Annotated in this window: 2 protein-coding genes (1 of these 2 cut by a window edge); both read right to left on the bottom strand. The window is 76.6% G+C overall.

The annotated features are described in order from the left end of the window. Positions 1-3,671: the 5' portion of an SDR family NAD(P)-dependent oxidoreductase gene (locus tag AC29IT_RS08860; protein ID WP_488218378.1), read on the bottom strand. It extends 16,924 nt beyond the left edge of the window; only the first 3,671 of its 20,595 coding nucleotides appear in the window; its start codon is at positions 3,669-3,671; its stop codon lies off the left edge, out of view. Next, the gene (locus tag AC29IT_RS08855) at positions 3,668-13,024 is read right to left on the bottom strand and encodes a type I polyketide synthase (protein WP_488218377.1); all 9,357 of its coding nucleotides are present in this window, start codon (positions 13,022-13,024) and stop codon (positions 3,668-3,670) included. The genes AC29IT_RS08860 and AC29IT_RS08855 overlap by 4 nt, the downstream gene beginning before the upstream one ends.

The raw sequence follows: 13,024 nt of genomic DNA, 5'->3' as shown, positions 1-13,024 counted from the left end.
AGCAGGCCCGCCAGGTCCCACGCGGCGCCGATCGGTGCCAGCGCGGTCACCCGCTCCGGCCGTTCCTCGACCTGGATCGGCTCGTGGTCGAGCCGGAACAGCGCTTCGCGCGCGGTGGCGGCGGCACCGACGCCCGCGGCGGGAACCTCCCGCGCCAGCAGGGAATCGACGGTGGCGACGGGTGCGCCCTGCGCGTCCGCGACGACCACCGACACGGCGTCCTCACCCGCGCGGGCGAGCCGGGCGCGCACCGCGGACGCCCCGGTGGCGTGCAGCGCCCCGCCTTCCCAGGCGAACGGCAGCCCGCCCCTGCTGATCGGCCCGAGATCGGCGAACGCGGCCGCCTGCTGCACCGCGTCCAGCAGCGCCGGGTGCAGGCCGAACTCGCCGGCGTCCACATCGGACGGCAGCGCGACCTCGACGAACACCTCGCCGTCACCGCGCCACGCCCGGTGCAGCCCGCGGAACGCGGGACCGTAGTCGAAGCCGAGCTCCGCGAGCCGCTCGTACGCCCCGTCCAGGGCCACCGGTTCCGCCGCGGGCGGCCACTCGGTCAGCGGCACCCCGGTGTCCGCGGCCGCGCCGAGCACTCCGGTGGCGTGCCGGGTCCACGGGGAGTCCTCATCGGCGCGGGCGAACACGTCCGCGGGGCGGCGGCCGTCCGCGTCCGGCGCGGCCACCCGCACCTGCACCCGGACCCCGCCGTCGGCGGGCAGCACCAGCGGCGCCGCCAGCGCCAGCTCGGCCACTCCCGCGCACCCGGTCTCGTCCGCCGCGCGCAGCGCCAGCTCCAGGAACGCGGTGCCCGGCAGCAGGATCCGGCCGCCGACGACGTGCCCGGCCAGCCACGGCTGCGCCGCCACCGACAGCACCGAGTCGAACAGCACCTCGTCACCACCGGCGAGCTCCACCCTGGAGCCCAGCAGCGGGTGGGATCCCGGACCCGCGGCGGGCGCGTCACCACCGCGGGTCCGGGAGGTCGTGGGCCAGAAGCGGCGGCGCTGGAACGGGTAGGTCGGCAGGTCCACCCGGCGGGCCCCGGTGCCGTCCAGCACCGCCGCCCAGTCCACCGGCACGCCGGCCACGTGCGCGCGGGCCAGCGCGGTCAGCGCGGTGCGTTCCTCGTCGCGGTCGGCGCGCAGCAGCGGCACCGCCACCGCGTCCGGCAGCAGCCGAGCGGCCAGCGCGGACAGCGTGCCGTCCGGGCCCAGTTCCAGGCAGGCCCGCACGCCGCGCTCGCCCAGCACGCGGACGGCGTCGGCGAACCGGACCGGTTCGCGCACGTGCCGCACCCAGTGCTCGACGTCCCCGAAGTCGGCGTCGGCGGTACCGGTGCGGGTGGAGGTGATCGGCAGCCGCGGGGTGCCGAAGTTCAGCCCGGCCACCACGGCCCGGAACTCCGCGAGCGCCGGTTCCATCAGCGGCGAGTGGAACGCGTGGCTGACCGGCAGCCGCGTCGTCCGGCGCCCGTCCCGCGCCCAGCGCTCGGCGAGCTCGTCCAGCCGCGCGGCGTCGCCGGAGAGCACCAGCGAGTCGGGCCCGTTGATCGCGGCGATGCCCACCTGCTCGGCCATGCCCGCGTGGTCGGCCAACACGGCCACGACCTCGTCCTCGGTGGCCTGCACCGCGAGCATCCCGCCCCCGGCGGGCAGCGCCTGCAGCACCCGGCCGCGCGCGGCGACGAGGGTCGCGGCGTCGGCGAGCGAGAGCACGCCGGCGACGTGCGCGGCGGCGATCTCGCCGATCGAGTGGCCCACCAGGTGGTCCGGGTGCACGCCGTGGCTCGCCAGCAGCCGGAACAGCGCGACCTCGACGGCGAACAGCGCGGGCTGCGCGAACTCGGTGCGCTGCAGCACGTCCGCGTCCTCGCCCCACATCACCTCGCGCAGCGGCCGCGGCAGGTGCGGGTCGAGCTCGGCGAGGACCTCGTCGAACGCCGCCGCGAACACCGGGAACCGGGCGTGCAGCTCGCGGCCCATCCCGAGCCGCTGCGAACCCTGCCCGGCGAACAGGAACGCGGACGGGCACTCCGGTGCCGCTGCGCCGTCCGCGACGACGGCGGTGCCGTCGGGTCCGGCGAGCCGCACCGCGCGGTGCTCGAACGCGGACCGCGCCGAGGCCAGGGTCAGCGCCACGTCCAGCGGTTCCAGGTCGGGGTGCGCGGCGAGGTGCGCGTCGAGCCGGTCCAGCTGCGCGGCCAGCGCCTCCGGATCGCGGGCGGACACCGGCAGCGCCACCGCGCCGGGCACCACCTGTAGCTCGCGCGGGGCGACCTCGACCGGCGGTGCCTGCTCGACGACGACGTGCGCGTTGGTGCCGCTGATGCCGAAGGACGACACGCCCGCGCGCCGCACCCGGTCCTGCTCCGGCCAGTCCCGGCGTTCGGTGAGCAGCCGGACCTCGCCCGCGGACCAGTCCACGTCCTCGGACGGCGCATCGGCGTGCAGGCTGCGCGGCAGCACCCCGTGCCGCATCGCGAGCACCATCTTGATCACTCCGGCGACGCCCGCGGCGGCCTGGGTGTGGCCGATGTTCGACTTCACCGAGCCCAGCCACAGCGGTTCGTCCCGGTCCTGCCCGTAGGTCGCCAGCAGCGCCTGCGCCTCGATCGGATCGCCCAGCGAGGTGCCGGTGCCGTGCGCCTCCACCACGTCCACATCGGACGGTGCGAGCCGCGCGTTCTCCAGCGCCGCGCGGATGACGCGCTGCTGCGAGGGCCCGTTCGGCGCGGTCAGCCCGTTCGAGCCGCCGTCCTGGTTGACGGCGCTGCCGCGCACCACCGCCAGCACCTCGCGGCCGTGCCGCCGGGCGTCGGACAACCGCTCCAGCACCAGCACACCGGAGCCTTCGCCCCAGCCGGTGCCGTCCGCGCCCGCCGCGAACGGCTTGCACCGGCCGTCGGCGGCCAGGCCGTGCTGCGCGGTGAACGAGGTGAACGGTCCCGGGGTCGCCATCACCGAGGCGCCGCCGGTCAGCGCCAGCGAGCACTCCCCCGCGCGCAGCGCCTGCACCGCCTGGTGCAGCGCCACCAGCGAGGACGAGCAGCCGGTGTCCACCGTGATCGCCGGGCCCTCCAGGCCCAGCAGGTAGGACAGCCGCCCGGACAGCACGCACGCCGCGTGCCCGGTCGTGGAGTACACCTCCACGTCCTCGTCCGAGGCGTCCAGGACCTTGCCGTAGTCCTGGCCGGTGGTGCCGGTGAACACGCCCGTCGCCGAGCCGCGCAGCACCGACGGGTCGATCCCGGCGCGCTCCAGCGCCTCCCACGCGGTCTCCAGCAGCAGCCGCTGCTGCGGGTCCATCGCGACGGCCTCGCGCGGGGAGATGCCGAAGAACTCGGCGTCGAACTCGGCCATGCCGTCGAGGAAGCCGCCTTCGAGCGCGAGGCTGGAACCGGGTCCGCCACCGCGCAGCCGCTCCAGGTCCCAGCCGCGGTCGGCGGGGAACGGCCCGATCGCGTCGCGTTCGGCCGCGACGAGGTCCCACAGCTGCTCGGGGGTGCCGACGCCGCCGGGGAACCGGCAGCCGATGCCGACGACGGCGATCGGCTCGGCCGCCGCGGACACCAGCCGCTGGTTCTGCTCGCGCAGCCGCTCGATCTCCTTCAGCGAGGAGCGCAGCGCTTCGACGTACTGGGCGTTGGAGTCGGTCATCCCGGTCTCCCCGTTCACTCGCTGGTGCCGGTCGCCAGCCGCAGCAGGCTCTCGGCGTCCATGTCGTCGATGGAGTCCGCGGCCGCGGCGGGTTCGTCCGCGGCGGGATCCGGGTCGTCCTCGGCCAGCCGCAGCACCATGTCCAGCAGGCCCGCTTGGCGCAGCCTGCCGAGCGGGATGGTGCTGAGGACCTCGCGGATGCGGTCGTCCGGATCGTCCGGCCGGTCCGCGGCGTCGCCGAACAGCTCGGCGGCCAGGTGCGCGGCCAGCGCCGACGGGGTCGGGTGGTCGAACACCAGCGCCGCGGGCAGCGGCAGCCCGGTGGCGGTGCGCAGCCGGTTGCGCAGCTCCACCGCGGTCACCGAGTCGAAGCCGACGTCCTTGAACGCGCGGGACGCGGGCACGTCGGACGCCCCGTCGTGGCCGAGGGTGGCGGCGGCTTCCCCGCGCACCACCTCCAGCAGCGCCTTGGCGCGTTCGGCGGCGGGCAGGCCGTGCAGCCGGTCCCGCAGTCCCCCGGAGCCGGCGGTCTCGGGTTCGGCGTCGAGCACCGCGCGGGCTTCGGGGAGCTCCGCCAGCAGCGGGCTCGGCCGGGAGGCGGTGAATCCGGGTGCGAACTTCTCCCAGTCCAGCGCGGAGATCACCACCGTCGCGACACCGTCCACGATGGACTGGTCGAGTCCGCCGAGGGCGGCGTCCGAGCTCATCGCGGGCACGCCTTGGCGGCGCAGCCGGTCGCCCACCGCCTCGTCGGCCGCCATGCCCGCCTCGCCCCAGGTGCCCCAGGCCACCGCGGTGGCGGGCAGCCCGTGCGCGCGGCGGTGCTCGGCCAGGCCGTCGAGGAAGGCGTTCGCCGCCGCGTACCCCGGTTGCCCGCCGCTGCCCCAGGCGGCGGCACCGGAGGAGAACAGCACGAACGCGTCCAGCGGGTGCCCGGCGGTGAGCTCGTGCAGGTGCCGCGCCGCGTCCCGCTTGGCGCGCAGCAGTTCGGCGAGCCGCGCCCCGGTGAGTTCGAGCACCGGCGCGTCGCCGTCGGCGATCCCGGCGGCGTGGAACACCGAGCCGAGCTCGCCGACCTCGGCCAGCAGCTTCCCCAGCGCGTCCCGGTCGCTGACGTCGCAGGCGGCGACGGTGACCCGCGCGCCCAGCTCTCGCAGTTCGGCGGCGAGCCGGTCCGCGCCGGGCGCGTCGGGGCCGCGGCGACCGGCGAGCACCACGTGCTCGGCACCGCGCTCCACGGCCCACTTCGCGACGCGGGCGCCGACGCCGCCGGTGCCGCCGGTGATCAGCGCGGTTCCGGCGGTGCGGAATCCGCCGCCGGTGGCGGGCGCGGGGCGCAGCAACCGGCGGCCGTGCGCGGCGCCGTCGCGCAGCGCCACCTGGTCCTCGGTCCCGGCCGCCGCGGTGGGCAGCAGCCGGGCGGTCGCCGCGTCGAGTTCCGCGGGCAGGTCGAGCAGGCCGCCCCACCGGTCCGGGAGCTCCAGCGCGGCCACCCGGCCCAGGCCCCAGGCGGCGGTCTGCTCGGGGCGCACGTCCTCGCCGGTCACGGATACCGCGGCCCGGGTCGCGCACCACAGCGGCGCGTCCGGTCCGGCATCGGCGAAGGCCTGCACCTGCAGCAGCGCGGTGCCCACCGGGTCGTCCGCGGCCGCGACCAGCAGGGACAGCACCGAGCGGAACTCGCGGCCCGCGGTGGCGGCGCGCAGTTCGGCGGCGAGCTCGCCGCGCTCGGCCGCGCCGGTGCGGAGCACCTCGACGTCCGGTCCGAGCGAGTCGAGCACGGTCGAGGTCCACTCGTCCGCCACCTCCGGCACCACCACCAGCCGGGGACCCGCGGGGTCCGCCGCGGGCAGCCGGGTCCAGCCGATCCGGTAGCGCAGCCGCTCCACCTCGGCGCGGTGCCGGGACCGCTCCCGCCAGCCCGCGAGAGCGGGCAGCACCGCGGCGCCGTCCACGCCGAGCTCCGCGGACAGCGCGTCCGGGTCGCCGCGGTCGACGAGCTCCCAGAACGCCGAATCGGGCGCACCGCCGCGTTCCGGGCGCCGGGACCACCAGTACGGGCGGTGCTGGAACGGGTAGGTCGGCAGCGGCACGGGCCGCGCGGGCGCGCCGGTGAGCACGCCCGTCCAGTCCACGCCGACGCCGTGCACGTGCGCCTCCGCCAGCGAGCGCAGGAACCGGCGCGGCCCGCCGTCGTCGCGGCGCAGCGTGCCGAGGACCACCGCCGGGTCCGGGCAGGCGTCCTCGATCGTCTCCTCGACGGCCGCGGCCAGCACCGGGTGCGGGCTGATCTCGACGAACGCGCGGCGGCCGTCGGCCAGCAGCGCGCGCGTCGCCTCGGCCATCCGCACGGTGCGGCGCAGGTTCGCGAACCAGTAGTCGGCGTCCAGGTCGGTGGTGTCCAGCCGCTGCCCGGTGACGGTCGAGTAGAACGGGATCGCCGCCGGGCGCGGGGTGATCGGGGCCAGCACCTCGGCCAGCTCCGCGCGCACCTGCTCGACGTGCGGGCCGTGCGAGGCGTAGTCCACGTTGACCTTCCGGGCGCGGATCTCGCGGCGCCCGCACTCGGCGAGGAGCTCCTCCAGCGCGTCGGGTTCGCCGGACACCACCACCGAGGAGGGCCCGTTGACCACGGCCAGCGACACCCGCTCCGCCCACGGTTCGAGCAGCTCGGTGGCGCGTTCCGCGGACACGGCGAGCGACACCATGCCGCCCTGCCCGGCCAGCGCCAGCAGCGCCTTGCTGCGCAGCGCCACGACCCGCGCCGCGTCCGGCAGGGACAGCGCGCCCGCCGCGCAGGCCGCGGCGATCTCGCCCTGGGAGTGCCCGATCACCGCGGACGGCGTGCAGCCGTGGGACCGCCACAGCTCGGTGAGCGCGATCATGGTGGCGAACAGCGCGGGCTGCACCACGTCGACCCGCTCGGCCAGCTCCGGGTCGGCGGTGCCGTCCAGCACTTCGCGCAGCGACCAGTCCACGTGCGGTGCGAGCGCTCGCGCGCACTCGTCGACGGCGGCCGCGAACACCGCGGAGGTGGCGAGCAGGTCGCGGCCCATGCCGCGCCACTGCGACCCCTGCCCCGGGTAGACGAACACCGGGCCGGGTCCGCTGACGTCGCTGCCGCGCACCGCGTCCCCGGCGCCACCGGTGGCGATCGCGTCCAGCCCCGCGGTGAGTTCGGCGGTGTCCGCGCCGAGCACGACCGCGCGGTGCTCGAACCGGGCGCGGGTCGTCAGCAGCGACCAGGCGAGTTCCGCCGGGGCGGTGCCGGGCGCGATCGCGGCGAGCCGGGTGGCCTGCTCGCGCAGCGCGGGCTCGGACTTCGCCGACAGCACCCACGGCACGATCCCGTCCCTGCCGCCGGGTTCGTCCCGTTCGGCGGCGGGTTCGTCCGGGGCCTGCTCCAGGACGACGTGCGCGTTGGTGCCGCTGATGCCGAACGCGGACACGCCGGCCCGCCGCGGCCGTCCCGGATTCCACTCGACCTCGTCGGTGAGCAGCCGCACCCGGCCCGCGGACCAGTCGACGTGCTCGGTCGGTTCGGCGGCGTGCAGGGTGCGCGGCAGCACGCCGTGCCGCATCGCCTCCACCACCTTGAGCACGCCCGCGATGCCCGCGGTGGCCTGCGAGTGCCCGATGTTCGTCTTCAGCGATCCCAGCCACAGCGGCGATTCCCGCTCGTCCGCGCCGTAGGTGGCGAGCACGGCCTGCGCCTCGATCGGATCGCCCAGGGCGGTGCCGGTGCCGTGCGCCTCGACCGCGTCCACTTCGGACGGTTCGAGCCCCGCGTCGGCGAGCGCGGCGCGGATCACCCGCTCCTGCGCGGGCCCGTTCGGGGCGGTCAGCCCGTTGGAGGCGCCGTCCTGGTTCGTCGCGGAACCGCGCACCACCGCCAGCACCGGGTGCCCGTTGCGGCGCGCGTCGGACAGCCGTTCCAGCACGAGGACGCCGACGCCTTCGGCGAGGCTCATCCCGTCGGCGCCCGCCGCGAACGCCTTGCAGCGCCCGTCCGCGGCCAGCACGCCCAACCGGCTGAACCCGAGGAAGTCCTGCGGACCGGCCATCACGGTCGACCCGGCGGCCAGCGCCAGCGAGCTCTCCCCGGAGCGCAGCGAGCGGCACGCCAGGTGCAGCGCCACCAGCGACGCCGAGCACGCGGTGTCCACGGTCAGCGCCGGGCCCTCCAAGCCGAGCAGGTAGGCGAGCCGCCCGGAGAGCACGCTCGCGGCGGCGCCGGTGATGTACTGGCCTTCGGTGCCGTCGTCGATGCCGAAGGTGCTCGCGCTGTAGCCCTGGTGGGTGGCGCCGACGAAGGTGCCGGTGGCCGTGCCGCGCAGCGACTCCGGGTCGATCCCGGCGCGTTCCAGCGCCTCCCAGCCGGTTTCCAGCAGCAGCCGCTGCTGCGGGTCCATCGCCTGCGCCTCGCGCGGGGAGATGCCGAAGAACTCGGCGTCGAACCCCGCCGGATCGTGCAGGAATCCGCCGAGCAGCGAGTAGGTGCGCCCGGCCCGCTGCGGGTCGGGGTCGTAGCGCTCGGCGAGGTCCCAGCCCCGGTCCTGCGGCGCCTGCCCGATCGCGTCGACGCCGTCGCGCACCAGGCGCCACAGCTCGTCGGGGCCGGTGACACCGCCGGGGAGCCGGCAACCGGTGCCGATGATCGCGATCGGTTCGTCCGCCGACCCGCGCACCTCGGTGCGGGTCCGGGCTCCACCGTCGAACCGGGTGGCGAGGTGCTCGGCGAGCGCGGCGGGCGACGGGTGGTCGAACACGACGGTGGTCGGCAGTGCGAGTCCGGTGGCGCGCACCAGCCGGTTCCGCAGCTCCACGGTGGTCACCGAGTCGAAGCCGACCTCGCGGAACGCGCGCCGGTCGGCGAGGCCGCCCGAGCCGCCGAGCGCGGCGCTCGCCTCGGCGCGCACCAGGTCCAGCAGTTCCGCGGCCCGCTCGGCCGCGGGCAACCCGCGCAGCCGGTCGGCGAACCCGCCGGTCGCCGCGGGGGCGTCGGCGCGGTCCCGCACCTCGGGGATGTCGTCGAACAGCGTGCTGGGGCGGGCCGCGGTGAACACCTGGTGGTACTCGGCCCAGTCCACGTCGGTCAGCGCCAGCACTCCGGCGTCCTCGTCCAGGGCGCGGCGCAGCGCGGTGAACGCGGTGGCGGGTTCGAGGATGCGCAGCCCGCTGCGGCGCGCCCCGTGCCGGTCGGCGGCGGCCAGCTCCGGGGAGTCCGGCCACTTGCCCCAGTGCAGCGAGGTGGCGGGCAGCCCGCGGGCGCGCCGCTGCTGCGCCAGCGCCGCCAGGTACGCGTTCCCGGCCGCGTAGGCGGCGTGCGCCCCGCTGCCCCACATCCCGGCGATCGAGGAGTACAGCACGAACGCGTCGAGGTCGGCGCCCAGCAGCTCGTCGAGGTGCCGCGCTCCGGAGACCTTGGCGCGCACCACCCGCTGCACCGACTCCAGGTCGAGCCCGTCGAGCGCGCCCAGTTCGATGGTGACGGCCGCGTGCACCGCGGTGCGGATCTCGTGGCCCGCCGCGGCGAGCCGGTCCAGCAGCGCGGCGAGCGCGTCCCGGTCGGCCACGTCGCAGGACTCGACGGTGACCTCGGTGCCGAGCTCGGCCAGTTCCGCGACCAGCTCCGGCACGCCCTCGGCGTCGGGTCCGCGCCGCGAGGTGAGCACGATGCGCGCCGCGCCCTGCTCCGCGAGCCAGCGCGCCAGGTCCGGCCCGATCGCGCCGGTGCCACCGGTGACCAGCACGGTGCCGCGCGGTTCCCAGCTGCGCACCGGGCGCGGCGCGGCGGCGCGCACCACGCGGCGGGCCAGCACCGCGCCCTCCCGGATCGCCAGCTGGTCCTCGCCGGAGGCACCGGCGAGCACCGCGGCCAGCGGGGGCGCGGTCCGCTCGTCCGGTTCCGGCAGGTCCACGGTGCCGCCCCAGCGCTGCGGGTGCTCCAGCGCGGCCGTCCAGGACACGCCCAGCACCTGCGCCTGCACCGGGTTCGGCACCGGGTCCGCCGCGGTCGCGGCCACCGCGCCTCGGGTCACCGTCCACATCGGAGCATCGATTCCCGCGTCGCCGAGGGCCTGCACCAGTGACACGGTCAGCGCCAGCCCCAACGGCAGGTCCGGGTACCGCGCCCCGGGTTCCTCGTGGTGGGCGAGGGTGGAGAGGACGCCCGCGAACTCGCCCGCACCGGCGAGCTCCGCCGCCAGCACCGCTCTGTCCACGTGGGACTCGTCGAGTTCCAGCCGCACCACGTCGACGCCCTGCCCGGCCAGCGCGTCCGCCACCTCGTCGGTGCCGTCGCCACCGGTTCCGTCGGTGCCGTCGCTGCCGGTGCCGTCGCTGCCGCTGCCGACGCCGGTGCCGACCAGCAGCCAGCGCCCGGCCGGTGCCCCGTCCAGGTCGCCGACCGGCGTCCAGGTCACCTCGTAGCGCCACTCGTCGGCCGCCGACGCCGCGCGGCGCCGCTCCCGCCACGACGACAGCGCGGGCAGCACCGCGGCCAGCGCCGCCTCGTCCACGTTGACCTGCGCGGTCAACGCCCGCGCGTCCTGCTGCTCCACCGCCGCCCAGAACTCCGCGTCCGCCGGGTCGCCCGCCCGCGACGGCTCGGTCCAGAACCGCTGGTGCTGGAACGCGTACGTCGGCAGCTCCACCACGCGGCCGCCCGCCAGCTCCCGCGACCAGTCCACCGCGACGCCGCGGACGGACAGCTCCGCAGCCGCGGTCCGGAACCGGTCCAGGCCGCCGTCGTCGCGCCGCAGCGTGCCGACGGCCACCGCGGGCACCTCGCGCCGCTCGATCAGCTCCTGCACGCCGGAGGTCAGCACCGGGTGCGCGCCGACCTCCACGAACACCCGGGATCCCTGCTCCAGCAAGGCTTCCACGGCCGGGGCGAACAGCACCGCGCTGCGCATGTTCCGGTACCAGTACTCCGGATCGGTGACCGCCTCGGTGCACCACTCGCCGGTGACGGTGGACCGGAACGGCACCTGCGGCACCCGCGGGGTGATGCCCGCGAACGCGGCGAGCAGCTCCTCCCGCAACGGCTCCACGTGCGCCGAATGCGACGGGTAGTCCATCGAGACCCGGCGGACCCGCACGTCCTCCGCCGCCAGTTCCGCCGCCAGCGCGTCCAGCTCGGCCTCCGCGCCGGACACCGCCACCGACGCGGGACCGTTCACCGCGGCCAGCGCGAGCTCCCGGCCCTCGATCCGCCGCTGCACCGCCTCCCGCGGCAACGCCACCGACAGCAGGCCGCCGGTGCCCGCCAGCCGCTCGCCGATGATCCGCCCGCGCCGCGCGACCAGCTGCGCGCCGTCCCGCAGCGACAGCGCCCCCGCCACCACCGCGGCCGCGATCTCGCCCTGCGAATGACCCACCACCGCATCCGGTTCGACGCCGCGGGACCGCCACAACTCCGCCAGCGCCACCATCACCGCGAACGTCGCGGGCTGCTGCACCTCGTCCCGCTCCAGCGACGGCGCACCGTCCGCGCCGCGCAGCACCGCGGTCACCGACCAGTCCACGAACTCGGCGAACACCGCCTCGCACTCGGCGACGCGCGCCGCGAACACCGGCGACTCGTCCAGCAGCGCGCGGCCCATCCCGGCCCACGCCGAACCCTGCCCGGGGAAGGCGAACACGACACCGCCGTCGACATCCGCGACGCCCCGCAGCACCGACGCGTCCGGGGCGTCCGCGGCGAGCGCGCGCACTCCGGCGCCCAGCCGCTCCCCGTCCGCGCCGAGCACCACCGCGCGGTGCTCGAACGACGAGCGGGTGCGCCACAGCGAATGCCCCACGTCCACCGGATCCGCGGCGTGCCGCGCGAGGTGCTCGGCGAGCCGACCCGCCTGCGCGCGCAACGCCTGCTCGGTGCGGGCGGACAGCACCCACGGGACCGCGCCGCCCGGAACCGGTGCCACGGCGTCGGCCCCGGCTTCGGACTCGGCCGAGGCTTCGGCCGCGGCTTCGGTCTCGGTCTCGGACTCGGCTTCGGACTCGGCGGCCGGCGGCGCCTCCTCCAGCACCGCGTGCGCGTTGGTGCCGCTCACCCCGAACGAGGACACCGCGGCTCGCCGCGGCCGATCGGTGGCGCCCGGCCAGTCCACCTGCTCGGTCAGCAGGCGCAGCGAACCGGCGCTCCAGTCCACGTGCGGCGACGGCTCCGCCGCGTGCAACGTGCGCGGCAGCATCCCGTGGCGCATCGCCTGCACCACCTTGATCACGCCGCCGACCCCGGCCGCCGCCTGCGCGTGCCCGATGTTCGACTTCAGCGAACCCAGCCACAACGGCCGGTCCCGGCCCGTCCCGTACGCCTCCAGCAACGCCTGCGCCTCGATCGGATCGCCCAGGGACGTCCCCGTGCCGTGCGCCTCCACAGCGTCCACATCGGACGGTTCCAGTCCGGCGCTGGCCAGCGCCCGCTCGATCACCCGCCGCTGCGCGGGCCCGTTCGGCGCCGTCAAGCCGTTCGACGCGCCGTCCTGGTTCACCGCGCTGCCGCGCAGCACCGCCAGCACCTCGCGCCCGTCCCGCTGCGCGTCCGCGAGCCGCTGCAGCACGAGCACGCCGGCGCCCTCCGCCCAGCCCGTGCCGTCCGCGTCCGCCGAGAAGGCCTTGCACCGGCCGTCCGCCGACAACCCGCCCTGCCTGCTGAACTCCACGAACAACGACGGGTCCGACAGCACCGTCACACCGCCGACGATCGCCAGCGACGACTCCGCCGCCCGCAGCGACCGCGCCGCCAAGTGCAACGCCACCAGCGACGACGAACACGCCGTGTCCACCGTCAACGCCGGGCCCTCCAAGCCCAGCGCGTACGCGAGCCTGCCCGACAGCACGCTCGCCGCAGTGCCCGTCATCGTGTGCCCGCGCAAGTCCTCCGCCGCGGCCTGCGAACGACCCCAGTGGTACGAGCCGACGAACACCCCGGCCGGGGAACCGCGCAACGCCGCCGGAGCCATCCCGGCCCGCTCCACCGCCTCCCAGCACACCTCCAGCAACAACCGCTGCTGCGGATCCATCGCCTGCGCCTCGCGCGGCGAGATCCCGAAGAACTCCGCGTCGAAACCGGCCGCATCGTCCAGGAAACCGCCCGCGGACGTGGCGCAGTCCCGGCGCAACGCCGCCAGGTCCCAGCCTCGGTCCGCCGGGAAGTCCGACACCGCATCCGCGCCCGCCGACACCAGGTCCCACAGGTCCTCCGGCGACCGCACCCCGCCCGGGAAGCGGCACGCCATGCCGACGACCGCCACCGGCTCGCGGTCCCGCGCCTCCAGCTCCTCGATGCGCCTGCGCGCGTGCCGCAGGTCGCCGGTGACTCGCCGCAAGTAATCGACGACTTTGCCCTGCTGCTCATCCTGCAC

It is taken from the genome of Saccharopolyspora sp. MMCC62, assembly GCF_057736575.1.
This window is presented reverse-complemented; position numbering and strand designations above follow the sequence as displayed.